Origin of the sequence: Nonomuraea longispora, from assembly GCF_004348345.1 — a bacterium.
In the GTDB taxonomy this organism is placed as follows: domain Bacteria; phylum Actinomycetota; class Actinomycetes; order Streptosporangiales; family Streptosporangiaceae; genus Nonomuraea; species Nonomuraea longispora.
On sequence record NZ_SMJZ01000039.1, the window covers coordinates 24,196 to 50,396 of the forward strand.

General features: G+C 71.7%; 22 protein-coding genes and 1 riboswitch. Of the genes, 12 read left to right on the forward strand and 10 right to left on the reverse strand.

Annotation, left to right across the window (positions count from 1 at the left end; genetic code table 11):
• Positions 1–29 precede the first annotated feature (29 nt).
• The 3 genes from E1267_RS13075 to E1267_RS13085 are packed head-to-tail and all read right to left on the reverse strand — an operon-like array spanning position 30 to position 2,414.
• Entirely contained in the window at positions 30–1,193 is a 1,164-nt protein-coding gene (locus tag E1267_RS13075; RefSeq protein WP_132332711.1) for an acyl-CoA dehydrogenase family protein, read from the reverse strand.
• 25 nt (positions 1,194–1,218) lie between these two features.
• Entirely contained in the window at positions 1,219–1,731 is a 513-nt protein-coding gene (locus E1267_RS13080) for a MaoC family dehydratase (protein WP_132332712.1), read from the reverse strand.
• A 59-nt stretch (positions 1,732–1,790) separates the two neighbouring features.
• Positions 1,791–2,414: an ACT domain-containing protein gene (locus E1267_RS13085; RefSeq protein WP_132332713.1), complete on the reverse strand. Its 624-nt coding sequence runs from the start codon at positions 2,412–2,414 to the stop codon at positions 1,791–1,793.
• Positions 2,415–2,616: 202 nt separating this feature from the next.
• Between E1267_RS13085 and E1267_RS13090 the strand changes: the two genes are divergently transcribed.
• Positions 2,617–3,696: a serine hydrolase domain-containing protein gene (locus E1267_RS13090; protein WP_132332714.1), complete on the forward strand. Its 1,080-nt coding sequence runs from the start codon at positions 2,617–2,619 to the stop codon at positions 3,694–3,696.
• 32 nt (positions 3,697–3,728) lie between these two features.
• Here the strand turns inward: E1267_RS13090 and E1267_RS13095 are convergent, their stop codons facing one another.
• Positions 3,729–6,842: a bifunctional cytochrome P450/NADPH--P450 reductase gene (locus E1267_RS13095; protein WP_132332715.1), complete on the reverse strand. Its 3,114-nt coding sequence runs from the start codon at positions 6,840–6,842 to the stop codon at positions 3,729–3,731.
• 53 nt (positions 6,843–6,895) lie between these two features.
• On the opposite strand from E1267_RS13095, the gene E1267_RS13100 reads away from it, so the two are divergent.
• Positions 6,896–7,462 carry a TetR/AcrR family transcriptional regulator gene (locus E1267_RS13100; RefSeq protein WP_165959595.1) on the forward strand — a complete coding sequence of 189 codons (567 nt, stop codon included), beginning with the start codon at positions 6,896–6,898 and terminating at the stop codon, positions 7,460–7,462.
• 10 nt (positions 7,463–7,472) lie between these two features.
• Here the strand turns inward: E1267_RS13100 and E1267_RS13105 are convergent, their stop codons facing one another.
• Positions 7,473–7,772, reverse strand: a complete 300-nt coding sequence (locus E1267_RS13105) for a hypothetical protein (RefSeq protein ID WP_132332717.1) — start codon at positions 7,770–7,772, stop codon at positions 7,473–7,475.
• 36 nt (positions 7,773–7,808) lie between these two features.
• Entirely contained in the window at positions 7,809–9,056 is a 1,248-nt protein-coding gene (locus E1267_RS13110; protein WP_246063826.1) for a right-handed parallel beta-helix repeat-containing protein, read from the reverse strand.
• A gap of 288 nt (positions 9,057–9,344) precedes the next feature.
• On the opposite strand from E1267_RS13110, the gene E1267_RS13115 reads away from it, so the two are divergent.
• The 7 genes from E1267_RS13115 (at position 9,345) to E1267_RS13140 (ending at position 17,336) form a co-directional block, all read left to right on the forward strand.
• A complete protein-coding gene (locus E1267_RS13115) occupies positions 9,345–10,838 on the forward strand; it encodes a glycoside hydrolase family 13 protein (RefSeq protein ID WP_132332718.1) in 1,494 nt (497 codons plus the stop codon).
• Between the two features lie 65 nt (positions 10,839–10,903).
• Positions 10,904–12,247, forward strand: coding sequence for a HAMP domain-containing sensor histidine kinase (locus E1267_RS13120; RefSeq protein WP_132332719.1), 1,344 nt, complete (start codon positions 10,904–10,906; stop codon positions 12,245–12,247).
• Between the two features lie 141 nt (positions 12,248–12,388).
• Complete coding sequence (locus E1267_RS46325; protein ID WP_246063827.1) at positions 12,389–12,541, forward strand: response regulator; 153 nt, start codon at positions 12,389–12,391, stop codon at positions 12,539–12,541.
• The gene (locus E1267_RS13125) at positions 12,529–12,966 is read left to right on the forward strand and encodes a helix-turn-helix domain-containing protein (RefSeq protein WP_246063829.1); all 438 of its coding nucleotides are present in this window, start codon (positions 12,529–12,531) and stop codon (positions 12,964–12,966) included. The genes E1267_RS46325 and E1267_RS13125 overlap by 13 nt, the downstream gene beginning before the upstream one ends.
• Before the next feature lie 73 nt (positions 12,967–13,039).
• Positions 13,040–15,076: an N-acetylneuraminate synthase family protein gene (locus E1267_RS13130; protein WP_132332720.1), complete on the forward strand. Its 2,037-nt coding sequence runs from the start codon at positions 13,040–13,042 to the stop codon at positions 15,074–15,076.
• Positions 15,077–15,099: 23 nt separating this feature from the next.
• Positions 15,100–16,086: a glycosyltransferase family 2 protein gene (locus tag E1267_RS13135; RefSeq protein ID WP_132332721.1), complete on the forward strand. Its 987-nt coding sequence runs from the start codon at positions 15,100–15,102 to the stop codon at positions 16,084–16,086.
• Positions 16,083–17,336, forward strand: a complete 1,254-nt coding sequence (locus tag E1267_RS13140) for a polysialyltransferase family glycosyltransferase (protein ID WP_181957796.1) — start codon at positions 16,083–16,085, stop codon at positions 17,334–17,336. The genes E1267_RS13135 and E1267_RS13140 overlap by 4 nt, the downstream gene beginning before the upstream one ends.
• A 16-nt stretch (positions 17,337–17,352) precedes the next feature.
• Here E1267_RS13140 and E1267_RS13145 read toward each other — a convergent pair whose 3' ends face one another.
• Together E1267_RS13145 and E1267_RS13150 are read right to left on the reverse strand one after the other, a co-directional pair.
• Positions 17,353–18,582 (reverse strand): DUF6716 putative glycosyltransferase, encoded by a 1,230-nt coding sequence (locus E1267_RS13145; RefSeq protein ID WP_132332722.1) that lies wholly within the window; start codon positions 18,580–18,582, stop codon positions 17,353–17,355.
• Positions 18,579–19,535 carry a hypothetical protein gene (locus E1267_RS13150; protein WP_132332723.1) on the reverse strand — a complete coding sequence of 319 codons (957 nt, stop codon included), beginning with the start codon at positions 19,533–19,535 and terminating at the stop codon, positions 18,579–18,581. Before E1267_RS13150 ends, E1267_RS13145 begins: the two co-directional genes overlap by 4 nt.
• A 97-nt stretch (positions 19,536–19,632) precedes the next feature.
• On the opposite strand from E1267_RS13150, the gene E1267_RS13155 reads away from it, so the two are divergent.
• The 3 genes from E1267_RS13155 to E1267_RS13165 all read left to right on the forward strand — a co-directional run bounded on the left by E1267_RS13155 (position 19,633) and on the right by E1267_RS13165 (position 22,377).
• Positions 19,633–20,454, forward strand: coding sequence for an aldo/keto reductase (locus E1267_RS13155; RefSeq protein ID WP_132332724.1), 822 nt, complete (start codon positions 19,633–19,635; stop codon positions 20,452–20,454).
• A 19-nt stretch (positions 20,455–20,473) separates the two neighbouring features.
• The gene (locus E1267_RS13160) at positions 20,474–21,427 is read left to right on the forward strand and encodes a Gfo/Idh/MocA family protein (protein ID WP_132332725.1); all 954 of its coding nucleotides are present in this window, start codon (positions 20,474–20,476) and stop codon (positions 21,425–21,427) included.
• 114 nt (positions 21,428–21,541) lie between these two features.
• A riboswitch (cyclic di-AMP (ydaO/yuaA leader) is annotated at positions 21,542–21,678 on the forward strand.
• 12 nt (positions 21,679–21,690) lie between these two features.
• On the forward strand, positions 21,691–22,377 hold the full coding sequence (locus E1267_RS13165; protein WP_132332726.1) for a C40 family peptidase: 687 nt from the start codon (positions 21,691–21,693) through the stop codon (positions 22,375–22,377).
• Between the two features lie 58 nt (positions 22,378–22,435).
• Here the strand turns inward: E1267_RS13165 and E1267_RS13170 are convergent, their stop codons facing one another.
• A complete protein-coding gene (locus tag E1267_RS13170) occupies positions 22,436–24,214 on the reverse strand; it encodes an ABC transporter ATP-binding protein (protein WP_132332727.1) in 1,779 nt (592 codons plus the stop codon).
• Complete coding sequence (locus E1267_RS13175; RefSeq protein WP_132332728.1) at positions 24,211–25,920, reverse strand: ATP-binding cassette domain-containing protein; 1,710 nt, start codon at positions 25,918–25,920, stop codon at positions 24,211–24,213. The genes E1267_RS13170 and E1267_RS13175 overlap by 4 nt, the downstream gene beginning before the upstream one ends.
• Between the last annotated feature and the right edge of the window lie 281 nt (positions 25,921–26,201).

Consider the following 26,201-nt stretch of genomic DNA (forward strand, 5'->3'; position numbering starts at 1 on the left):
CCGCGGAACCCCTGGAAAAGCGGCCCGTGTCACCAGCCGAGGCGGCCCTTGCCCGAGACGAGCGCGCGGGCGATCACCATGCGCTGGATGTCGTTGGTGCCCTCCCCGATGGCCATGAGCGGCGCGTCCCGGTAGAGCCGTTCGACGACGTACTCCTGCGAGTAGCCGTACCCGCCGTGGACGCGCATCGACTCCAGCGACGCCTTCAGCGCCACCTCCGAGGCGAAGTACTTCGCCATGCCCGCCTCCATGTCGACCCGCTCTCCCCTGTCGGCCCGCGCGGCCGCCCAGTAGGTGAGCAGGCGGGCGGCCTGGATCTCGGTGGCCATGTCGGCGAGCTTGAGCTGGATGGCCTGGAAGCCGGCGATCGGCTGCCCGAAGGCCGTGCGTTCGCGGGCGTAGCCGAGCGCCGCGTCGTAGGCGGCCTGGGCGACGCCGACGGCGCGGGCCGCGATGTTGACGCGGCCGATCTCCAGCCCGCCGAGCACCTGCTGCATCCCGCGCCCTTCGACGCCTCCGAGCAGGCAGGACACCGGCACGCGCACCGCGTCGAGCACGACCTCGCACGTCTCGGTGCCCTTGTAGCCGAGCTTGGGCAGATCACGGCTGACGCTGAAGCCCGGCGTGGACGGGTCGACGAGCAGCACCGACATGCCCCTGTGCGCCGGCTCCTCGACCGAGGTCTTGACGAGCACGGGCAGCGGGTCGGCGTGGCGGGCGTTGGTGATCCACGTCTTGGTGCCGGTCACGACGTAGTGGTCGCCGTCGCGTACGGCGCGGGTCCCGATGCCCTGCAGGTCGGTGCCCGCGGCCGGTTCGGTGAGCGCGATCGCGGTACGGCGCACGCCGCCGGCCAGGTCGGGCAGATGGCGCTCCTTCTGCTCCTCGGTGCCGTGGCGGGCGATCATCCAGCAGGCCAGCGAGTGGGAGCCGATGGTGCCGGCCACGCCCATCCAGCCGCGTGCGATCTCCTCGAAGACGAGGGCGAACGACACCATGTCGGCGCCCATCCCGCCGTACTCCTCGGGCACGCTGAGGCCGAACAGCCCCATCTGCTTCATCTTGCCGATGATCTCGGCCGGGTATCTGCCGGAGCGCTCCCACTCGGTGGCCACCGGCAGGATCTCCTTGTCCACGAACGCCCGCAGGGTCTCGCGGAACGCCTTCTGCTCGTCCGTCAGCTCGAAGTCCATGGCTTCCGATCCGTCGAAGGGGTCATCAGAGGGGGCCGGTCCTGGCCTGCGGGAAGTGGTTCTTGTCGTGCGGGGCGTCACGCTTGTAGACCATGACGGTGCGCGTCCACGACATGATCTCGTCGCCGTCCTGGTTGAGCCCGCGCGTGTAGCAGGTGACGATGCCCGCGTACGGGCGCGATCGTGACTCGCGTTTCGCGGTGACCTTCGACTCGGCGTAGACGGTGTCGCCCACGAACACCGGGTGGGTGAGCCGGATGCCCTCCCAGCCGAGGTTCAGGATCGCGGTCTGGCTCACGTCGATGACGGAGAGGCCGAGCACGATGGCCACGGTCAGGCCGGAGTTCACGATGATCTTGCCGGTGGGCGCCTGGGCGGCGAAGTGGGCGTTGAAGTGGTTCTGGTTGGTGTTCATGGTCAGGAGCGTGAACCAGGTGTTGTCGGCCTCGCTGATGGTGCGGCCCATGGGGTGCTGGTAGACGTCCCCGACGGTGAAGTCCTCGTAGTAGCGGCCGATGCTGGGCTCGTGAACGGTCAAGGGCGGCTCCTGTCCACACCGGTCGACGCGTTCACGTTAGTGACGAGGTGATTGCCCGGTCAATCACCCGCGCGTACCGACGCGTGGCGGGCGGCGAGCGTGGCGACCACGTCCACGATGCGCGCGGCGCGCTCCACCTCGGCGCGGTGGAACACCGGCCCGCCGGCCCTGGCGACCACCACGTGCAGGCCCTGGGTGACCACCGGCAGCACCATCAGCCGCAGCTCGCGGGCGTCGACGGTCATGGCCCGAGGCGGGCGGTCCGGAGGCTCGAACTCGGCGGGGGCGGCCAGCGAGGCGTGCCGTACGGCCCCGTCGGCCACGGCCACCGACCATTCCGCTCCGCACAGTCCGGGCAGCGCGTCGACCAGCGTGGCGAACCCCCGTGCGGGCTCGGCCGCGACGTGCGTCAACAGGTCGTAGTCGGGGGCGGATCCCGGCATCTCCTTGGTCTGCCAGACCCCTTCGACGCGTACGCCGGGCATGGAGGACAGCCGCTCGCGCGCCTCGCACGGGGTGATCGGGCCCGGCCAGGAGACGGTGAAGTCGTCCACGGCCCGGCCGCACTCGCGTTCGAGCACGACGACCTGCAGGATGTCGGCCCCCAGCGCTCCGAGCGCCTTGGCGACCTGCCCCAGACCGCCCGGTCTGTCGGGTAGGGACACCCTCAGTCGCAGCAGCATCGCGCCCCCCTTTCCAGAGGTTTCCACAGTGCCGTGGCGACATTTCGAGCATGTTCCACGGATGTGTCGCACATGCTGCGGTTTATATCCCAGCATGCAGCGTTAAGTCCGGATTGTCGATAAAGGGTGGTGCGGTTTTCCGCAGGTCATCGTATGGCGCACCGCATGGCCCGGTCCTCCCCTCGTTTCTACAGTCGTCCCCATGATTTCCGTCAAGATCGCCGCTCTTTCGCTCGTTCTCACCTCTCTCGCGCCCGGGAACGACCGCCTGGAATCCCTCGAACGGCAGCTCGGCGACCTGGTGAAGGCCAAGGCCATGTCGGCGGCCCTGGTCAGGGTCAGTGACAAGGGCAAGGACTGGACGGCCGCCGCCGGGTACCGCGACGTGGTCTCACGCGAGCCGGCCGACCCCGAAGGCCATTTCCGGATCGGCAGCGTCACCAAGACGTTCGTGGCCACCGTCGTGCTGCAACTCGCCGACGAAGGCAGGCTGAAGCTCGACGACCCCGTCTCCGAGCACCTGCCCGGCGCGTTGCCCGAGGGCAGCCCGATCACGGTGCGGCAACTGCTCGGCCACACCAGCGGGCTGTTCGACTACGCGGGCGCCGGCATCCCCGGCTGGTCGCTGCGCGACTTCCGGCCGGTCGAGTCGCGCTACGACCAGACGCCGGAGGAACTGCTGGCCGTAGGGCTGTCCAGGCCGCCCTACTTCAAGCCCGGCCAGGGCCGGCGCTACTCCAACACGAACTACGTGGTGGCCGCCATGCTGATCGAGAAACTGACGGGCGGCTCGTACGCCGACGCGATCACCGCCAGGATCCTGCGCCCCCTCCGCCTGACCCACACGTCCCTGCCGGGCCACCGGCAGTCGATGCCCCGGCCGCACGCCCGCGGCTACGTCCTCCACAAGGGCAAGATCGTGGACGCCACCCGGATCAACCCCTCCCTGGAGTACGGCGCCGGCGAGATGATCTCGACCACGGCCGACCTGACCCGCTTCCTCGGCGCCCTGCTGGGCGGGAAGCTGACCAGCGCGTCCGCGCTCAGGCAGATGCGCGCCACGCAGCCGGCGGGCGATGGCCAAGACTACGGGCTCGGCCTGCAGAAGTTCGGCACGACGTGCGGCAAGAGCCTCTACGGCCACAGCGGCGGCATCTTCGGCTACCTCACGTACGCGCTGCGCTCGGACGACGGCCGCACCCTGGTGATGTCCGGCAACCCCTACAGCGGGACGACCCCCGCCGACGCCCTGCAGAAGGCCCTGGACACCACGTTCTGCTGACCAGCCCGCACGTCCGGGGCCCTCGATGGGCGTCAGGCGAAGACGTCCTGCTGGTAGCGGCCGTCCGCCTCCAGCCCTGCCAGCCACCCCGCGCCGTCGCGGCCGGTCGCCCGCTGGTGGACGTCCAGCAGCGCCTGCCGCACGGCCGGCGCCATCCGGAGGCCGTCGCCGCAGACGTAGACGTGGGCGCCCTGCTCCAGCAGCTCCCACACCTCGTCCGCGCGCGCGGCGACGGCGTCCTGCACGAACCGGTAGGGATGCCCCGGCACCGCGGAGTACGCGGCGTGCACGGTCACCGTGTCCGAGGCGGCCCAGGCGGCCAGCTCGCCCGCGTAGAGCTGGTCGTGGTCCGGGTGACGGCAGCCGGTGAAGACCGCGGCCGGTCCGCTCGCGCCGGTCAGCGCCCGCTCCTCCAGGAAGCCGCGCAGCGGCGCGAACCCGGTGCCTGGCCCGACGAGGATCACGGGCGTGGCCGGGTCGGCGGGCAGCCGGAACGGCGGCGCGGGGACCCGCACGTAGCCGTAGAAGACGTCGCCCTCCCTCAGCCCGGCCAGGTACGCGGAGCACATGCCGTGGTAGGTGCCGGAGCCGGACCAGGCGGGCCCCTCGACCAGGCCGACGGTGAGCCGGACGAGCCCGGGATCGGCCAGCGGCGAGGAGGACACCGAGTAGTAGCGCGGCCTGATCGGCCCGGCCATCTCCAGGAACGCGGGCAGCGGCAGCTCGATCGCGGGGAAACGGTCGAGCAGGACCAGCGGGGAGATCCGCTTGGCGAGGATCTCGTCGGCGTAGTTCGCGGTCAGCTCGGCGATCTGGCCGCGGGTCCACGGGCAGGCGGTGTGCGCGGCCAGCGCCTCCAGGTCGGACCTGGAGGCGACCTCCTGCAGCTCCGCGAACTCGGTCAGCAGCAGGCCCGCCGTGACCGGCGTGCCGACGGGCAGGTGGGTGGCTCCGGCGGCGCGCAGCCGTACCACCTGGTCGCGGGGGACGCGCAGGCGGCCGAGCGCCCACTCGACCAGCTCGGGGTCGTTCTTGGCGAAGACGGCCACGTGGTCGCCCGCGGTGTACGTGACGCCCTCGGGCAGCCTGGCCACGACGGTACGCACGCCGGGGCGGGGCGCCTCGATCGAGAAGTCCCAGAGTCCGGCGGGGTCGCCGGTCAGCTCCTCGGTGGAGACGACGGTCAGCGGGAAGGCCCGCTCGGAGACGACCGCCGGCCTGACCTCGGTCTCGCTGAGCACCTCCATCTCGTAGCGGGGGCCCACGCCGGCCGTGGGCGCGCTGTACTCCTCGGCCAGCGCCTCCCACAACCGTGCCGTCCAGGCCGACACGTCGCCGTCGAAGTCGCCGTCCGTGTCGGCCTCGCCGCGCTCGACCAGGGGCACGGCTCCCGCCGCCGTCAGCTTCTCGTACGCCCGTCTCGGAAATTCCTGGTAGGTGGGCCACTGCGTGTTGCCGCACCCCAGCACGGCCAGCCGCACCCCGGACAGGTCGGGCAGCGACTCGAGCGCGTCGAAGCGCTGGGCGTTGTCGGGAGCCTTGCCGTTGTAGGAGGAGGCGACCACGACGAGCAGGCCCCCGGCGGGCGGCGTCAGCTCGTCGAGCGACGTCAGCGTGGTGGCGAAGCCGGCCCGCCCGGCCCGTTCGGCCAGGCGTTCGGCGATGTCGGCGCTGGTGCCGAGGTTGGAGCCGTAGGCGACGGTGAGCGGCACGCCGGTGACGGCGATGTCCTGCTGCTCGCTCTCGCGCACGTCCGGCAGGGCCATGGCCGTCCGCTCGTGGGCGCGGCGCTCACGGACCCTGAGCGTGAAGCCGTCGGGCTTGAGGGTGAGCATCTGCTTGATCTTCATGCGGTAGACGCCCGGGTCGGACAGGGCGAACCGCCGCAGGACCAGCGCCAGGGCGAGCCTGGCCTCGGTGAGCGCGAACTGGCGCCCGATGCAGGCCCGCTCGCCGTTCCCGAACGGCTTGTACGCCGCCGGGCGGTGGGCCACGCGCTGCTCGGGCAGCCAGCGGTCGATGTCGAACTCGCCGGGCCTGTCCCACGCCTTGGGATGGCGGTGCAACGCCGGCAGCAGCACGGCGAGCCTGGCGCCTTCGGGCAGGGCGTAGTCGCCGAGCGTGGTGGTGGTCTCGACCGGGGTCACGCCGAACAGCGGGATCGGTGACCAGACGCGCAGCGTCTCCTCCAGGATGCGGGGGATCACGTCGAGCTTCATGATCGTCTCGTACGCCGGCGGCTCGTCGTCCGGCAACAGGCGGTCCACCTCGTCGTACGCGCGGGCCAGGGTGTGAGGCTCGCGCAGCAGGTTGTACAGCGCGAAGGAGAGCAGGCCGCTGGTGGTCTCGTGCCCGGCGATGAGGAAGGTGAGGACCTGGTTGCGGATGTTCTCGTCGGACAGACGGGCGCCGCTGCGCGGGTCGGACGCCTCCAGCATGAGCCCGAGCAGGTCCTTCGAGCCGGTACGGCCCTCGGCGCGGCGCTGGCTGATCACGTCGTCGACGAGGTCGTGCATGGTGGCGATGTCGCGCCGGTAGGTCTCCTCGCGCTTGCGCTGCAGCCTGGTGACGAGCGGGAGCTGCTGGTTGCGGAGCATGGCCTCGGTCAGCGCGCCGCCCATGGCCTTGAGGAACGGGTGCAGCTCGGGCGAGTCGAACGACTGGAAGCGGTAGCCGAACCCGGTGAGCGAGATCGTGTCCAGGGTGAGCCGGGTCATGTCGTCGGCGACGGGAAGGTCCTCCCCTTGGCGGCCGGCCCACGAGGCGACGAGCTGCTCGGCGACCTCCAGCATCTGCGGGTAGTACGCCTTCATCGAGCGCTGGCTGAAGGCCGGCATCAGGATGCGGTGCGCCTGTCCCCAGACGGGTTCGTCATGGTCGGCGGTGAACAGCCCGTCGCCGGCGAAGTCGCGCACGATCGACAGCGGCGGGCCGATGCGCTTGACGAACCGGCTCTCGTCGCACACCTCCGCGACCAGGTCCGGATCGTACACGAGGACGAGGACGCGACCGGCGATCTCGAGCCGGTAGATGCCCTCGTCGTACTGGGAGGCGACCTTGACGAAGTGGTCAACCGGGGCGTGCGAGGGGATCTGCAGCGTGTTGCCCACGACGGGCAGGCCCGGCGGGGCGGGGATGCGTGCCATGAGAGCTCCCTTGAGTAGCCATACACCGTATGGCGGACGCTACCATACGGCGTATGGCTGTGAGCGCGCGCAGAGGGACGCCTCTGACGCTGGAGGAGATCAGCACGACGGCACTGCGTCTGATCGACGAGGGCGGCGTGGAGGCGTTGTCCATGCGCAGACTGGCGGCCGAGCTGGACGTCAACCCGATGTCGCTCTACCACCACGTGGCGAGCAAGGACGCGCTGATCCGGCTCATATGCGGCACCATCCAGCAGCGCGTGCACCTGCCGGAGGACGACGGCACCCCCTGGCAGGACCAGCTCCGGCTCCTCGCCCTGGCCTACTACCGGCACGCGCGCAGCCACCCGGCCATGTGGACCTACCTGCACGCCCACTGGGAGATCATCGAGGACCGTACGTTGGCGATCTGGGTGACCCTCTACCGCATCCTGCGCATGGCCGGGGTGCCGGAGCCCGAGTTGCGGCGGACGAGCGACGTGCTGCACGCGTTCGTCACCGGGCTGATCACCACCGAGCTCCATGGCCACGGGCCGGACGACCCCGAGGAGACGGCCCGCACCTTCGACACGGCCGTGCGCCTGATGATCAACGGCCTGGCGAGCTATTCCGCCCGTTAGCCGGGCGGGCTCAGCCGGCGGCCGCCCAGACGGCCTCGAACGCCTCCTCGGTGATCTCGGTGAGCTCCCAGATCTCCAGCGGCTGGTCGGTCAGGAAGCCGTCGTCGTCCTGCAGCCGCCGCCACCAGTAGCGGCGGGCGGCCCGGTCGGCGCCCACCTCCACCTGCCTGACCGCCCAGTGCTCGCCGTCGCCCTCGACGCTCTCGAACAACCAGGCCCGCCCGTCCTCGTCGCCCATGTGCCAGTAGCGGCGTGGAGCGTCGGACTCGGCGAGCTGCCTCACCAGCGGAGCGCGGACATCGTGGAGCACACGGTTCACTTTAGACCCGGCGGACGGGGCCGCGGGTCAGCGCTGATAGGCCCCCGCGTCGGGCGAGCCGGTCAGCGCCTTGCCCTTCATGTCCTTGGCGAAGGCCTTGCCGCCGTACCAGGACGGGGGAAGGGCGATGCCGCGGCCGAGCGCCGGGGAGCCGGGACGTAGCCGCAGATCGGTGCGCGAGGTGAACATCGGGTCGGCCTTGACCGACTTCGGGCCCAGCTTGAACCTGTGCTTGCGGCCCTTGTAGACGCTGCCGCCCTCATCGGCGCCCTTGCCGTCCGCGAAGCCGGTCTCGCCGCCGACCACGATCACATTGTTGCGCAGCTTCAGGATGGACGGCGCGCAGCCGTCGTGGCAGGACCAGCCGATGGTGTCCTTGGCCGGCAGGTAGACCGAGTTGTGCACGGCGACCGTGCCCTTGACCGGGCCGACGATGTGGCGGGGGCCGCGGGTGACGAGGAAGGAGCCGCGCTTCCGGGAGGTGGTGACGACGTTGAAGGCGAACACGTTGCCGGTGGCCGTCTCGCCCTTCTTGGCCCCGAGCTCGGTGAACGTCACATTGTTCCTGGCGATGTTGTGGGTGACGCGGTTGCGGTCGCCGCCGAAGATCTCGACGGCGGCCCCGTCGTAGCCGTAGTCCTTGCTCTTCGCGAAGCTGCCGGTGATGGTGTTGCCGGTCACCACGTTGTCGTCGCCGTTGAGCAGCACGCCGAAGGCGCCGGAGTCGTTGTCGCCGCCCTTGTCGTTGACGCTCATCCGGTTGTTGTCGGTGAAGACGCTGTCACGGATGGTGTTGCGGGTGCCGGAGGGCGTGACGAAGGCGCCGGCGATGTTCTTGTCGGCCTCCACGCCGATCAGCTCGTTGTCGTGGCCGTCGATCTGGAACCCGGCCCAGCGGCAGCCGGAGGCCCGCAGGCCGCTGATGCGCCAGTGGTCGCCCTTGACGACGACGCAGTCGTCGTCCGAGCCGGTGATCTTGGGCCTGGCTCCCGAGCCGTGCGTCGTGAGCGTGATCGGCTTGGCCTTGGTGCCGCTGGAGGTGAGGGTGAGGGGGCCGGTGAAGCCGCTGCCGCGCCTGACGCTGACGGTGTCGCCCGGCTCGAGGTCGGCGACGGCCTTGTCGAGCGTCTTCCACGCGGTGCTCGCGCTGGTGCCGGCGGCCGCGTCGTCCCCCGCGCGGGAGTCGACGTAGTACGTCGTTCCCGCGTGAGCCTGGGCTGCGGCGGGAGCGGCAGGCAGGAGTGAAACGATGACGGCTACGGACAACAGCCTCATGCGAGCACACCACTATCTATTTGAAACACGGATCACTGGGAAAGCAACCGTAGCGTGATCATCGCGCGGGACGCCAGAACTCCCCGAACTCCTGACCTCTCCGTTATGCGCCGCAAGGAATTACGCAACCGCGCCGACGGACCAGCGGCCGTCCGGCTCGCGACCGGCTCCGTGCGGGACGACGTGATCTCTGCAACTTTCCGCAAGTTGCACTTGACCCTCGGAGAACGGTCGCGCCATCCTTCACCAGAAGATCCCGACATCTCGGACATCCGAGGGAAGGACACCATGCTCGGCAACGACGACTGGTGGCGCGACGCCGTCGTGTACCAGGTGTATCCCCGCAGCTTCGCCGACTCCGACGGGGACGGCGTCGGTGATCTCGAAGGCGTGCGCGGCCGCCTGCCCTACCTCGCGCGCCTGGGCGTGGACGCCATCTGGCTGAGCCCCTTCTACACCTCCCCCATGGCCGACGGCGGCTACGACGTGGCCGACTACCAGGACGTCGACCCCATGTTCGGCACACTCGGCGACTTCGACGCGCTCGTCGCCGACGCGCACGGGGCCGGCATCAGAGTCATCGTGGACCTCGTGCCGAACCACTCCTCCGACCGGCACCCGTGGTTCCAGGCCGGGATGCGCGACCGCTACATCTTCCGCGACCGCCCCAACGACTGGGAGTCGATCTTCGGCGGCCCCGCGTGGACCCAGGTCGAGGACGGGCAGTGGTACCTCCACCTGTTCGCCCCGGAACAGCCCGACCTCAACTGGGAGAACCCCGACGTACGCGCCGAGTTCCGTGCCATCCTGCGCTTCTGGCTCGACCGGGGCGTGGACGGCTTCCGCATCGACGTGGCGCACGGCATGGTCAAGGCCGAGGGGCTGCCCGACGTGGGATCCAAGGACGGACGACAGGCCGAGATGCTCGGCGGCGAGCAGGTGCCGTACTTCGACCAGGACGGCGTGCACGACATCTACCGCGAGTGGCGGCCGATCCTCGACTCCTACCCGGGCGGCAGGATGGCGGTGGCGGAGGCGTGGGTGACCTCGCCGGAGCGGCTGGCCCGTTACATCGGCCCGGACGAGCTGCACCAGGCCTTCAACTTCGACTTCATGCTGGCCGACTTCCACGCCAAGTCGTTCCGTACCGTCATCGAGAAGTCGCTGAAGGAGGCGGAGCTGGTCGGCGCGCCCACCACGTGGGTGCTGTCCAACCACGACAAGCCGCGCCACGTCACGCGCCACGGCGGCCTGGCCCGCGCGCGGGCGGCCACCCTGCTCATGCTGGCCCTGCCCGGCTCGGCCTACCTCTACAACGGCGAGGAGCTGGGCCTGCCCGAGGTGCTCGACCTGCCGGACGAACTGCGCCAGGACCCGGCGTTCCTGCGCCGCGGCGACAGCCGCGACGGCTGCCGGGTGCCGATCCCGTGGACGAGCTCCGGCGACATGGGATGGACGGACCCGTGGCTGCCGATGCCCGCGTCGTGGGCGGCGCTGTCCGCGCAGGCCCAGGAGGACGATCCCGGCTCCACGCTGAACCTCTACCGGGCCGCCCTGCGGATCCGCAAGGAACACCCGGCGCTCGGCGGCGGGACGCTCACGTGGCTCGACTCCCCCGAGGACGTGCTGGCCATCGAGCGCGACCCCGGCCTGGTCGTGGTGGTCAACACGGGTGAGGAGCCGGTGCGGCCCGGTGTGACGGGGGAGGTGCTGGCGACCAGCGGGCCGCTGCCGGGCGACGGGTCCGTGCCGCCCGACACCACGGTCTGGCTCCAGCGCTGAACGGTTGGGCGAATCTTTGTCCTGACGCGGCATACAGCAGCGGTCACCCTCGGTAACCTCGGGGGGTGGCACCCTGGTGGGCCAGGTCCCTGCGCGGACGCGTGACCCTCATCGCGACGGCTGTCGCCGCCCTCGTGTTCATCCCTCTCGCCATCGTCGGCATCGTGGTGTCCAGATCCGTCATCGAGGCGAACGTCTTCCAGTCGACGAGGGACACCGCCGAGCGCATCGCCGCCGAGATGCGCGGCGGCGCGCTGCCCGCGGGCGCCGCCATCCCGGTGGTGAACCCGCCGGTCGACCTGATCCAGGTCGTCGGCCCCAGCGGGCAGATCCTCGCCACGAGCGACGCGGCCAGGAACCTACCGCCGCTCAGCGACGTACGTCCCAACAAGGAGACCCAGGACATCAGCACCGTCAACTGCCTGCCGACCGAGTGCGTGCACCTGTCGGCGGTGCGGGTGACCATCTTCGCCGACTCCCCCGTCGTCTACGCCGGCCGCAGGACCCCCGAGGTGCTCGACACCCGCGTTCTGGACGTGATCGTCTTCGTCCAGGTGGCGGTGCTGATCGGGCTGGCCTCGTGGACCACGTGGCTCGTCACGGGCAGGGCGTTGCGGCCGGTGGCGGTCATGCGGTCCGAGCTGAACGCCGTCGGGGCCGGCGACCTCAGCCACCGCGTCTCCCAGCCACCGGGCGACGACGAACTGGCCCAGCTCGCCCGCTCGGTCAACAACACCCTGGCCCGGCTCGAACGCTCGGCCGAGCAGCAGCGCCAGTTCGCCTCCGACGCCTCCCACGAGCTGCGCACCCCCATCGCCGGGTTGCGCGCCCAGTTGGAGAGCGCCCAGCTCTATCCGGACGACACCGACGTCGAAGCGCTCGTGGCCGGCAGCCTGCGCGACACCGACCGCCTGCAGGCCATCATCACCGACCTGCTGCTCCTGGCCAGGATCGGCTCCCAGGTGGACACCGCCAAGGAGCGCATCGATCTGGCGTTGCTGGTGCGCCAGGAGCTGTCCACCCGCTCGGACAAGGTGCCCGTCCAGGTGGAGCTGGCCGAGGAGGTGGTGGTCGAAGGGGTACGCGTCCAGCTCAGCAGGGTGCTGACGAACCTGCTGGACAACGCCCAGCGGCACGCCGAGTCCCGGGTCCTCGTCAAGGTTTCCCGCGCGGACGGCATGGCGGTGCTGGCGGTGGAGAACGACGGCATGGAGATCGGCGTGGAGGACCGCGAACGCATCTTCGAACGCTTCACCCGCCTCGACGCGGCCCGCAGCCGCGACGCCGGCGGCACCGGGCTGGGCCTGGCCATCGCCCGGGACGTGGCGGAGGCGCACGGCGGCCGGATCGCGGTCGAGGAGTGCCGGGGCGGGGCAAGGTTCGTCCTGCGGCTGCCGCTCGCGGAGTGACGGCGCACTCGCCCCGCGCACCGGGCTGGACCTTCGTCATCTCGCGGCCGGACCCGGATTCCTGCGGCTCGCTCTCGTCCAGCAGCGTGGCCTCCACACGGAGCTGCGGGCCGCGCAGGAGCTGACCGACCGGCGGGGCGGGTGCCCGGGTTCGAGGTGGCGGGCGTGGTCAGGTCGGGCGGCGAGGCGCTGCGGTTCCTGCGCCGGCGGCAGGTGGACCTCGTCCTGCTCGACCTGTACCTGCCGGACATGCACGGGCTGGAGGTGGCGCGGGCGGGCTCATGTGCGACGTGATCGCCGTCACGTCCGCGCGCGCCCTGGCCATGGTCGCGGTGTCGCTCGGCATCTCCCAGTGCCTGCCCAAGCCGTTCACCTACGCGGCACTGCTGGAGAAGCTCACGCGTTACGTCCGGTTCGAGGACGAGGCGGGCCTGGCCATCGGGCAGGGCGACGTGGACCGCGTGCTGGGCACCCTCAGGGGCAGCTCGGAGCTGCCGGAAGGCCTGGCGAGGGACACGCTGGACGCCGTGGCGGCGCGGCTGCGCGGGGAACCGGACGGCATGGCCGCGCGGGCCGTGGCCGACGCCGTCGGAGTGTCCAGGGTGACCGCGCGCCGCTACCTGGAACACCTGGTGGAGCTGGGGGTGGCCGAGCGCGCGCCGCGGTACGCGGTGGTGGGCCGGCCAGAGTTGCTCTACCGGATCCCCATGGAAAGTTAATGACGGTGACGCTGGCCGTTCAACCCGGCCTTCTAGCTTCTGGGTGCGATCCCACGTACCGAGGAGACCCACCGTGCGAGTCCTGGCCGTAGTTCCCGCCCGCGGAGGTTCGACGGGCGTTCCCCTGAAGAACCTCGCCCTGGTCGGGGGCGTCCCCCTGGTCACCCGCGCCGTACGGGCGTGCCTGCGCGCCGACCTCGTGGACGAGGTCGTGGTCAGCACCGACCACGCGGGCATCGCCGAGACCGCCAGGCTGGCGGGCGCGACCGTGGTGGACCGGCCCGAGGAGCTGAGCGGCTCGACCGCCTCAAGCGAGTCGGCGGTGCTGCACGCGCTCGACGCCCTCGGCGCCGACCCCGAGGTCGTGGTGCTCGTGCAGTGCACGAGCGCGTTCATCGACCCCGCCGACCTGTCGGCGGCGGTGCGCAGGGTGCTGGACGGCCAGGCCGACTCTGTCGTGTCGGGGCTGCCGACGCACGAATTCCTGTGGACGGCGGCCGGCGGGGGCATCAACCACGACCCCGCTGTCAGGCCGCGCCGCCAGGACCGCGAGCCCCAGTTCCGCGAGAACGGCGCCTTCTACGTCATGCGCACCTCCGGCCTGCGCGAGCGCGGCCACCGCTTCTTCGGCGAGGTCGCCGTGCAGCCGGTGCCGCCGCAGCACGCCATCGAGATCGACAACCCCGAGGACCTGGAGCTGGTACGCGCGCTGGCGCCGTTCCTCGACGAGCCGGAGCCGGTCGACGTCGACGCGGTCATCACCGACTTCGACGGCGTGCACACCGACGACCGCGCCTACGTCGACTCGGAGGGCCGGGAGATGGTGCTGGTCAGCCGCTCCGACGGGATGGGCGTGTCGCTGCTGAAGCGGTCGGGCGTGAAGGTGCTGGTGATGTCCACCGAGCGCAACCCGGTGGTGGCCGCCCGCGCCCGCAAGCTGGGCGTGCCGGTGCTGCAGGGGCTGGCCGACAAGAGCACCGTGCTGCGCGACTGGCTGGACATCGAGGGCCTCGACCCGGCCAGGGTCGCCTACGTCGGCAACGACGTCAACGATCTGGGCCCGATGGCCGAGGTCGGCTGGCCGGTCGCGACGCCCGACGCGCACCCGCGCGTGCGCGCCGCCGCCCGCGTGGTGCTGACCAGGCCCGGCGGGTCGGGGGCGGTGCGTGAGTTGTGCGACCGGGTCGTGGCCGCCCGTCCTGCGGCTCCGGTGGCGGAGGCGAGGGCGGAGCGCAGGCTCGGCCCGGTGAGCATCGGCGACGTGCCGGTAGGCGACGGCGAGCCCGTCTACGTGATCGGCGAGATCGGCATCAACCACAACGGCGACCTCGACATCGCCCGCCGCCTCATCGACGTGGCGGCCGACGCGGGCTGCCAGGCGGTCAAGTTCCAGAAGCGCACCCCGTCGATCTGCGTGCCCGAGGAGCAGAAGGGGCAGATCCGGCAGACGCCGTGGGGCGAGATGACGTATCTGGAGTACAAGGAGCGGACCGAGTTCGGTCACGACGAGTACCGCCAGATCGCGAAATACTGCGACGAGCGAGGGCTGCACTGGTTCGCCTCTCCGTGGGACGTGCCGTCGGTGGAGTTCCTGGAGGAGATGGAAGTCCTGGTGCACAAGGTGGCCTCGGCCGGCATCGCCGACCACGAGCTGCTGCGCGTCCTGGCCGCCACCGGCAAACCGGTCATCCTGTCGACCGGCATGTCGACGTTGACGGAGATCGACCAGGCCGTCGAGATCCTCGGCACCGGCAAGCTCATCATGATGCACGCGACGTCCACGTACCCGCTGCCTCCCGAGGAGGCGAACCTGCGCACGATCACCACCCTGAAGGAGCGCTACGGGGTGCCCGTCGGGTACAGCGGGCACGAGCGCGGCCTGCAGATCTCGCTGGCCGCCGTGACGCTCGGCGCGGTCTGCGTGGAGCGCCACATCACGCTCGACCGCACCATGTGGGGCTCCGACCACGCGGCCTCGCTGGAGCCGGCGGGACTGGAGCACCTCGTACGCGACATCCGCATCATCGAGCAGGCCATGGGCGACGGCGTCAAGCGCGTCTTCCCCGGCGAGGAGGCCCCCAAGGCCCGCCTGCGCCGGGTGACGGTCTGACGTCCCCGGCAGGAGACCGCACGTTGATCACTCTTTCCGTCGTCGTCCCCGTGCGGGACGGCGAGCGGTACATCGCCGACGCGCTGGCCTCGCTGTGCCGCAACGCCCGGCGCGACTTCGAGTTCATCGTCGTGGACGACGGGTCGAAGGACGCCACGGGCGACATCGTCGAGGACTTCCTCCTCGACCTGCCCGGGCTGAGCGTGCTGCGCAACCGTACTCCCGTGGGGCTGGCCGACGCGCGCAACGCGGGCCTGTCGGCCGCCTCCGGCCGGTACGTCACGTTCATGGACGGCGACGACTGGCTGGCCCCCGGCTATCTCGCGAGCCTCGTCGAGGCCGTGGAGGGGCTCGGGTGCGACTTCGTACGCACCGACCACATCCAGGTCGAGGGCCGCAAGCGGGTGGTGCACCGGGCCCCGCTGGCCGCCCCGAGGGGTACGGTGCTCGACGCGCGCGGCGCCATCATGCCCGCCGGGGTGCGGACCATGGTGGACTATCCGTACGCGTGGGCCGGGATCTACCGGCGTTCCCTGGGCGACCTGCTGCACTTCCCCGGCTCGCTGCACACCGCCGAGGACCGCCCGTGGATCTGGCGGCTGCACAGGGAAGCCGCCACGTTCGCCGTGGTGTCGCTGGCCGGCGTGTTCTACCGGCGCCTGGTGTCCGGGTCGCTGACGCAGGTGGGCGACGAGCGTCAGCTGCACTTCTTCGACGCGTTCGAGCTGGTGTTCAAGGACCTGGAGCCGGAGTTCCTGCCCAAGGCGGTGCGGAACTTCTGCGCGCTGCTGGCCCACCACCTGGACATCGGCGACCGTCTCACGCCCGAGCTGCGCGCCCGCTTCGAGGAGCGCGGCGCCGAGATGGTGGGCAGGCTGCCCCCTGACCTGGTGACGGAGTCGGTGGCGCGGATGGCCTGCGAGCGCGAGGCCCTGCTGCGGGCCCTGGTGCCCGGCCTGCCCCCCAGCCCGCACATCCGGGTCCGCCGTGACCGGGAGGAGCCCCAGTGAAAGTCTTCTACGCCTCCACGCTGTTCGGAGCGATGTCCCTGGCCGCGGCCGTGGACGACGGCCGGTTCGGCGCGGGCCGGCGCGTGCTCGTGGTGTCGGACAACGCGGCCGTGCCCGAGGTGACGGCGCCGCTCGACGAGTCGCCCGGCTTCGCGCCGCTGCGCGGCCGGTTCGACCAGGTCGTCTCGTGGAACGAGCTCATCGCCCCCCTGCATCCCTCCGACTGGCGGGCGCGCGTCATCGAGGTGCCGATGCTGGAGCGCCTCATCCGTTCCCACTGGGGGCTGGACGGGGTGGAGGAGCTGGCGCTGGAGTCGATCGCGGTGCCGCCCGCCCGTACGATCGCGGGGCTGGTGCGCGACTGCCCGATCACCGTCTACTCCGACGGGCTGATGAGCTACGGCCCGACCCGCGACCCCCTGCCCGCCGAGATCTTCCGCCGCGTCGGGCGGCTCCTCCACCTGGACCTCGTACCGGGCCTGAGGCCGCTGCTGCTCAGCGAGTACGGCGTCGCGCCCGAGATCCTGCCCGGCGAACGTTTCCTGGCGGTGCTGGACGAGGTGTCCGCCGCCACGCCCGGCCCGCCGCACGGTCAGGCGATGATCCTCGGCCAGTACCTGTCGGCGCTGGAGATCGTCACGCCGGAGGAGGAGGCCGCGCTGCACGAGACGATGCTGGCGGCGCTGGCCGCCCGCGGCTACACCGACGTCGTGTTCAAGCCGCACCCGGCCGCCGGGCGCCGGCACGCCAGGCTGCTGCGGGCCGCCGCCGCGCCCTTGGGGGTGAGCCTGTCGGTGGCCGCCGGGAACGTGCCCGCCGAGGTGTGCTTCGCGGCGATGCGGCCCGAACTGGTCGTGGGCTGCTTCTCCACGGGGCTGATGACCGCGCGGCGCTACTTCGGGCTGCAGGTCGCGTCGTACGGCACCGGCATGGTGCTGGAGCGGCTGACGCCGTACGAGAACAGCAACAGGATCCCGGTCACGATCGTGGACGCGCTGCTGCCGCGGTTGTCGGAGGAGGGCGTGATCGAGCGGCCGCCCACCCTCGACCTCCCCGGCCTCGTACGGACGGTGGGCTACTGCATGCAGGCCGACACCTATCCCGAGCTGCGGCCGGACACCATCACGTTCGACGCCCGCTACTTCAAGCGCAGGCGGCTCGAGGCGCTGGACCTGGTGGCACCGCCCGCCGGGCCCGCCAGGCCCACCGCGCTGACCAGGCTGCGCAGGAAGCTCAGATCAGGGATCTGAGCATCCCTCACAGCGCTCAGGACAGGGCTTTCAGATAGCGGCGCATGCGGCGCTTGGCGCGGTAGCCCGCTCGCAACATCGTGGGATGGAGCTCCACCCGCAACCGGGCCCTGCGCCGGGCGGCGGCGTGCTCCGGCCCGTCCAGCAGCGACCGGGCCGGCTCGCCCGGCCGGGCCCTCACCAGCCCGGCCAGCAGCTCCGACCAGTCGCCGCGCTCCGGCGGGTGGAAGTAGTTGGCCGCGCACCACTCGGCCGCGGCGGCGCGGAAGTCGCCCTTGGCCAGGTCGTCCAGCGTGCCCAGCAGGCCGCTGCCCTCGAACACCAGGTTGATCATCTGGGCGCTGACGCCGAAGTCGCTCAGGACCAGTGAGGGTACGCCGAGCGCGATGGCCTCCAGCGCCGCCGTCGAACTCACCGTGACGAACCCGGCCGCCCGCGTCAGCTGGTCGTGCATCGACCCGGCGGCGAAGGCGAGCCGCCCCGGCTCGCCCATCTCCCGCCACAGCCGCTGGTAGTGGTGGCGTTCGTTGTGCGTCTGCCGCTCGTCCTCCAGTGCGCGCAGCTTGACCACCACGTCCAGCTCCGGCCGTCGCCCGGCGAGCTCGGCCAGGGCCAGCAGGATTCGCTCGCGCTCCTCGCGCGGGCGCGGCACCTTGGCCTGGGTGGCGAACACGATCCTGTTCCCGCCCCCGGCGACCGCGCCGGGACGCAGGAACGGCAGCCTGGCCAGGCCGACCGCTCCGCCCCCGCCGAGCCGGCCGGCGATGTCGCGGAACTCGGCCACCTCCCGCTCGCTGTGCACCACGAACAGGTCGCAGCCGCTGCGGAACAGCCACGCCTTCTCCGTGGCCGGCACCGAGATGCCCGGCAGCCCGCTGACGAACACGGGCCTCGGCGTCAGCCCCGCGAACACGTCGGAGACCAGCACGTCCACCACCGGGCCCGTACAGGCCACGAGGATCACGTCCGGCCGCGTGCGCTCGGCCAGCCGGCGCACCGACCGCGCCGACATCACCGGCGGCCCGATCGGCGGCCCGATCGGCGGCCCGGTCAGTGGCGGGGCCTGTGCGCCGCTCCCCGGGCCGTCCGCGGGCCCGCTCACCGCCGCGGCGATCTGCTCGGGCGAGGGCGCGATCGGCGTGCGCACCACCGCCAGCTCCGTCACGCAGCCCGCGGGCAGGTCGCCGAGCAGGCAGGCCGCCCACTTCAGGTACGAGTCGGAGTCGGCAACCGCCAGCACTCTCACCCGGTCACTCCAGTCAAATGCGAGCGCAGGGCGGGTTCCGCCCTGCTGGTCCACCAGTCATCGGGAACGTTCACGGGCTCGATGGCGACACCGCGCGGGCTGAGCAGCACCCGCAGCGAGGTGATCGCGGTCGAGGGGAGGCTGAGGACGCGCTGGCCCGCGTCCAGCCCGCGCAACGTGAGCTCGGCGGGCGCGCCCGCGTCGTGCACGGTGATGCCGGGACGCTCCCGGATCAGGGCCACGTCGACGGGGTCCTCGCGGCGGTGCGGGTAGTAGGCGAGCGGCTCCCGCGCCGCCAGCTCGGTCAGCCAGCGCAGATAGTGGTCGCGGTGCACGAGGCCGTTCCTGACGAGCGAGGTGCCGAGCACGACCGTGCGCTCGGCCGGCCCCTGCGTGCTGGGCGGCTGGGCGCGCAGCCAGGCGAAGTCGTGGCGTACGAGATCGACGCCGGTACGGACGACGGCGGCGGCCAGGTCGTCGGCCACGGGCAGCGCGGTGAAGACGGAGACGTCGCTCACGCGCAGCCGCAGCGCGGCCGCCAGGCCGAGCGCGGAGCGCGGAGCGGTGGGCTTGGCGCGGGCCCGCAGCAGCGGCCGCCGGGGCCCGGCTGCCAGCAGTTCCAGCAGCCGCAGCGTGGCCAGCCCGTCGTCGACGATGACGATGCGTCCCGAGGTGAGCCCGATGCCGGACGTGAGCCAGCGCAGCTGGACCTTGCCGGAGAAGGCGTCGCCGACGGCGTGCACGCGCCTCGGCATGGCGTCGCGCGGTTCCGCGAGTTCGAGCCCGTCGGGCAGCCCGAGCGCGCGCAGCTCCCGGCGGGTCGCCTTCAGCGGGCGGAGCCCCGCCCGCGGCACGACGGCCGTGGCGGGCCCGAGGAGCCCGGCGTGGTGGGCCTCGACGGCGCACAGCATCTGGAGCGGGGACTCCACCCAGGCCGACGCCTGTTCGACCACTCCAGTCCTCCCAGCCGGGTGATGGCGCGTTCACGACGGCTTCAAGCTAGCCCGGCCGCCTTAAGCGGCCAGAAACGGTACGTGAACAATGGGACCCATGAACTCGCTCATGCTCAACACCGACGGCGTCCAGATCCCACAGCTCGGCTTCGGCGTCTGGCAGGTTCCCGCCGACGAGGCCGAGCAGGTGGTGGCGACGGCGCTGCGGGCCGGCTACCGGCACATCGACACCGCCGCCGCCTACGGGAACGAGGAGGGCGTGGGGCGTGCCGTGCGCGCGTCCGGCCTGCCTCGCGAGAAGGTGTTCGTCACCACCAAGCTGGCCAACGCCGACCACGCCCGCGCGGAGGAGGCCTTCGACGAGAGCCTGGCCCGGCTGGGGCTCGACTACGTCGATCTCTATCTCATCCATTGGCCGGTGCCGAAGCAGGACAAGTACGTCCGGGCGTGGAAGGCGATCGAGAAGATCTACCGTGACGGGCGGGCCAAGGCCATCGGCGTGTCCAATTTCACGGCGGGCATGCTCACCCGGCTGATGAACGAGACCGACACCGTGCCCTCCATCAACCAGATCGAGCTCCACCCCTACTTCCAGCAGCGGGAGACGCGGGCCTTTCACGAGGCCAACGGCGTCCTCACGGAGGCGTGGAGCCCGCTCGGCCAGGGCCGGGGGCTGCTGGAGGATCCGGCGCTGGCGCTGCTGGCGGACAAGCACGGCAAGACACCCGCGCAGATCGTGCTCCGGTGGCACCTGCAGCTCGGCAACGTCGTCATCCCGAAGTCGGTGACGCCGTCGCGGATCGCCGAGAACATCGACGTGTTCGACTTCATCCTCGATCCGGAGAGCATGGCCGCCCTCGGCGCGCTGAACAGGGGCCTTCGCTACGGTGGCGACCCTGACACGTTCAACGTGATCTGATGCGTCTAGCATCGTCCGCGTGCGCGATTTCACATGGGGCATAGCGGCGACGGGCGTCATCGCGCGGACCGTCGGGGCGGCGATCGTGGCGGAGCCCGGGATGCGGGTGGGCGCCGTCGGCTCCCGGAATCCGGAACGGGCGCGGGCCCTGGCCGCCGCGCTGGGCGCGGAGTCGGCGTACGGCTCCTATGAGCGGCTGTGCGCCCACCCGGCGGTCGACGCGATCTACGTGGCGACGCCGCACACCGAGCACCTGCGGGTCGCGCAGGCCGCCATCGCCGCGGGCAAGTCCGTGTTGTGCGAGAAGCCGCTGGCCGCGACCGTGGGCGACGCCGAGAAGATGGTACGCATGGCGCGCGAGGCCGGCGTGTTCCTCATGGAAGCCATGTGGATGCGGTTCAACCCGCTGATCAGGCTCATCGCCACCGACTCGCGCTTCGGGGAGATCCGCTCCGTGCAGGCCAGTTTCGGCTTCGCCATGCCCTACGACCCGGCGCACCGGCTGTGGGCCCCGGAGCTGGGCGGCGGCGCGCTGCTCGACCTGGGCGTCTACCCGTTCGGCCTGGCCCAGTTGCTGCTCGGCATGCCCACCGGCCTGCGCGTCACGGGCTCGCTGGCGCCGAGCGGAGTTGACGCGGAGGCGGCCGGGATGTTGCTCTATCCCGGCGGCAGAAGGGCTTTCGTGGAGACCTCCTTGCTGGGGAATTACCCGAACCAGGCCTGCGTTGTAGGTACGCAGATGCGGGCGGACATCCATGCGCCGTTCTGGGCGCCCGAGCGGATCGTCCTCACCGGGCCCTCCAAGGAGCCGGAGGAGCATGTGCTCGATCCGGCCGACAACGGTTACGCCGGTGAGCTCCGCGAGGTCCGCGCCGCCACGGCCGAGGGCAGGACCGAATCCTCGATCATGCCCCTTGACGAATCCCTTGCCATGCTGGGGCTTCTGGCCGACGCTCGCAGGCAAATCGCCTAGCTGGGCTTTATGTAGTTGTAATCCTCTTGCCTCATGTATTACCTTATGGGGCATCTCAAGGCATACGTCCGGTTTGTCCGGCTATGTCTGACCATCGCACAAGATCACAGGATCGTCCTGTGACCGCTGAATCCGCATCACGCGGAACCGGGGACCCACGTCCTTTGGGGTGAATCGGCACCTTGGTGCCGTAGGGCAGCTTCCACGCCCGAACCCGTCAGCTAACCCGGTAAGCGGCATGGAAGCAAGGAGTTATCCCCTCGATGGCCACGTTCCGACTTACCGCTGTCCCCAAGCGCACCATCGCCCGCGCCGCACTCGGCGCCACCGTCCTCGCCTCGGCCTTCGGCGCGAACGTCGCCGCCGCCAACGCCGACGCCCCTCCCGGCAACAGGCCGGCCGCCGTCTCGCCGGTCACCGAGTCCAAGAAGCGCGCGGCCGAGGAGACCAAGGTCAATGTGACCGCCTCCCAGGTTCTGGACTTCGCCAAGTCCCAGGTCGGCGTCTCCGAGAACGCCGCCGGTGGCGGCACCCCGTACCAGCAGTGGTACGCCAACTCGCAGCGCGCCGCCGAGACCGTCGCCCGTGACGGGGGCGAGCCGGCCGCCTACCTGAACGCCGCCTGGTGCTCGATGTTCGTCTCCTGGGTCGGTGAGCAGACCGGCGCCCGTCCGCAGGTCGGCTGGGACGCCTACACCGTCGCCCACGCCAAGTGGTTCGCCGCCAACGACCGCTTCGGCACCGAGGCCAAGCCTGGCGCCGTGGTGTTCTTCTCCTGGGACGGCGGCAAGGACATCAGCGACATCCAGCACGTCGGCTTCGTCGTGAAGGACAACGGCGACGGCACCATCTCCACGATCGAAGGCAACACCGGCAACGGCAAGGTCGAGGAGCGTACCCGTCCGACCTCCGAGGTCGTCGGCTACGGCTACCCCGAGTACGCCGCCTGACCCCGCCCCCCGCGTACGAGCGCGCGTCCGGCATGGACGCGCGCTCTCGCGCGTCCGGTCAGCCCTCGCCGTCCCGCTGAACGGCGTGCAGCCCGGCGTAGCGGCCGTTAAGGGCCATGAGCTCGTCGTGGCTCCCCTGCTCGGCGATCCGCCCGGTCTCCAGCACCACGATCAGGTCGGCCACGCGCACCGTCGGGAAGCGGTGGGTGATCAGGAGGGTGATGGCCGCACGGTGGCGGCGGGCGGCCTGCGCGTACCGGGCGAAGAGCGCGCTCTCCGCGGGCGCGTCCAAGGAGGCGGTCGGCTCGTCGAGCACGAGCAGCAGCGGCTCCTCCCGCATCGAGGCGCGCGCCAGCGCCAGCCTCTGCCACTGTCCGCCGGACAACTTCACCCCACCCGCGAAGCTGTCGCCCAGCTCGGTGCCCAGGCCTTCCGGCAGCCCGGCCACCACCTCCGTGGCGCCGGCCCGCCCCAGCGCCCGGTCCACGGCGGCGCGGTCGCCCATGCGGGGCAGGTCACCGATGCCGACGGTCTCCGCGGCGGTGAGTTCGAACGGCACCCAGTCCTGGAACACGGCGCTGATCCGGCGCCGCCAGCGCCCCAGGGGCACGTCGCGGAGCGGGACTCCGTCCAGCAGGATCTCCCCGCCCGTGGGCTGGTACAGGCCGCACAGCAGCTTGGCCAGCGTGGTCTTGCCCGAGCCCGGCGATCCGAGCAGCGCGACGGTCGCGCCGGCGGGCAGGCGGAGGTCGATCCCGCGCAGCACAGGCTTCGTGGTGCCGGGGTAGGTGAACGACACGTCCCGCAGCGTGATGCCGTAGCTGAGGCTTCCGGGCGGCTCGGCCCCTCCGGCCTCGTCCGCGGGGGGCGTACGAGTCCGGGCGTAGGCGCGCAGCCAGGCGAGGCGCCCGGCGGCGCGCAGGCCGGCGGCCACCGACCCCACGTGGAAGGCCAGCCGTGAGGCCTGGGTGACGAACTGCACCCCGACCGTGGCGACCAGGACCACGTCGCCGGCCGTGGCCTGCCCCCGGGCGGCCAGCCACGCCGTGCAGCCGAGCGCCGACACGTACCCGGCGAGGAATGTGCCGGACCCGGCGAACGTGAGCAGCGCGGCGCGGACCCTGGCCCGCGACAACCCCGCCGACACCTCCTCCCACCGCTGCGCCGCCATCGCCTCCAGGGCGGGCGCGGCGCGGGCGAGCCGCACCTCCTTGGCCGTCTCCGGCGTGGTAACGGACTCGGACAGGTGCTCCTCCAGCCTGGCCGTCTCGGCGGTGCGCTCGACGGCCGCGTCGACGTGGCGGGCCGCGCGGCCGCGTACCAGCAGCGACGGCAGCACGGCTCCGCCCAGCAGCAGCGTGAGCAGCGGATGCACCGCGGCCACGAGCACGACGCCGAGCCCGATCTGCACGGCGTGCTCGCCGACCAGCGCGAGCGCCCACACCGCGAAGTACAGCTGCCGGCTCTCCTCACGCAACGTGGCCAGCCTGTCCAGGTACGCGGGCCGCTCCAGATGCTCGATGGTGGGCACACCTGAGGAGAGGGTGAGGATCTCCTCCTGCACGGCAAGGCCCATGCGCTCCCCCAGCTCCTCCATCAGCGTCAGCTCCGCACGGCCGAGCGCCACGCCCGTGGCCAGCGCGGCCCCTGCGGCCAGGGCCCACCACGAGGCCCGCACGCCGTCGCCCGCGGTGGCGGCGTCGGTGAGCGCGCGCAGGAAGACGCCGACCATGCCGTGGCTGACGGCGCCGAGGGCGAGGAAGACGGTCAGGGTGAGAAAGGCCCGCCGGTCGGTGCGCCAGGCCAGGCACACCAGCGTGCGCAGGATCGCGGTCACCGGCTCGTCCCCGCGATCAGGGCGGTCTGGAGGCGGTGCCAGCGCGCGTAACGGCCGCCCATCGCCAGCAGCTCGGCGTGGCCGCCCTGCTCGGCTATGGCGCCGCCGTCGAGGACGACGATGCGATCCGCCCGGCGTACGGTGGCGAAACGGTGCGAGATGAGCACCAGGGTGCGCCCGCGCGTACGCTCCAGCAGCCGCTCGAACACCTCCTGCTCGGCCCGCGCGTCCAGGTGGGCGGTGGGCTCGTCGACGATCAGGATGCGCCGGCCCGCGTCGAGGGCGTACACCGCCCTGGCCAGCGCCACCTTCTGCCACTGCCCGCCGGACAGGTCCCGCCCGCCCGTGAACGAGCGCGACAGCGGCGTGTCCAGCCCTTGGGGAAGCCCTTCGAGCAGGTCGAGCGCGTCGACGGCGGCGAGCGCGGCCAGGACGTCGGCGTCCGTCCACTCGTGCGCGGGCGCGCCAAGGCGGACGTTGTCCCGCAGCGGCAGCGAGTAGCGGGCGAAGTCCTGGAAGACCACGGCGGCGTCTCCTGCGGTGCCGACGGTGCCGCTCTGGGGGGTGTACAGGCCGGTGAGCAGCTTGACCAGGGTGGTCTTGCCCGCGCCGTTCAGCCCGACCACGGCCAGCCGCTCGCCCGGCCGCACCCGCAGGTCCAGCTCCTTGAGCACCGGCTCCGCCCGGCCGGGATAGCCGAAGGTCACCCTGACCAGCGCAGGCTCCTCGGCGGGCTCCTCGGCTGCCGTGGCGGTGGGGGCGGCGGTGAGGGGCTGGTCCAGCACGCGCATTGCCGCCTCGTACGGTTTGCTCCCGTGGGCGATCTCGAACATCTGGTGCCCGCCCGCGCCGTACGCGAGGACCAGCAAGGCTGCCAGCACGCTCTGGGCCAGGGCGGCGGCTGTCAGCGTGCCGGCGGCGGTCAGCCAGGCCAGCGCCCCGAACGTGCCGGCGGCGCCGGCCAGTTGCAGCGCCAGCACGACGCCGTACCCGTGCACGACGGCGCGGCGTCCGCGCGCCTGCGGGGTCACGAACGCGCGCATGGCGGCGACGTACCGGCCGATGAGGAATCCGTCCACGCCGAAGACGCGGACCTCCTTGGCCGCGCGGGGGCCGCCGGTGAGCTCGGCCAGGTAGCCGGCCCGGCGCAGGCGCAGGACCTGCTCGGGGCTGTCGGCCAGGGACTCCACGCCGCCAGGGCCGACGAGCATCGCGGCGATGCGGCGGTTCTGCGCGACCGACAGGGCCAGCGCGGCCGCGGCCACCCACCACACGTGCGCGGCCAGCACGGCGGCGCCGAACAGCGCCGCCGCCGCCCGGCTCGCCTCTCCGGCCTGCGCCACCGCCGCCATGCCCGCCGTCCTGCCGCGGTGCCCGGTCAGCGCCAGCCGTACGTCGGCCTGCACCTGAGGGTTCTCCAGCCGCGCCAGCGGCATGGCCGTCGCGGCGGCTCGCACCCTCGCGCGCAGCACGCCGTCGATGCGCCGGGCGGCGGCGGCCCCGGCCGGTTCCCGCAGCGCCGCGCAGAACTCCTGCCCCAGCAGGGCGAGCAGCAGCGCGGCGACCTCGGTGGCGCCACCGTGGTCGATCAGCCGGCGGAGCGGGATCGTGCTGAGCGGCCCGAGCACCGCCGCGCCCACGCTGAACACCCCCAGGGGGAGGAACCGGCGGGATCCGGCCAGCGGCAGCAGCCGGACCAGACTCATAGCAATCCAATGCGCTCACATTGACCTGACATGCCGCCGACCGTAACGCGGCGACGCCGCACCAGTCAAACCCATGCGATCACATCGAGATAGCGACGGGCCGGACCAGCGGTGCTCCGCGGCCGAGCGGTGCTCGTCGAGCGAGGGGCGCGCGCTCGCGTCCGCCCAGGCGTTTGAGCGTGTCGGGTTTGCGAGGGCATTCCATTACGGAGAGCATCCAACTGTGAGGAAGGCGAAATGTCCCGCCCCGGGGACGAGCGCGGGAGAGACGCCTGACCGGC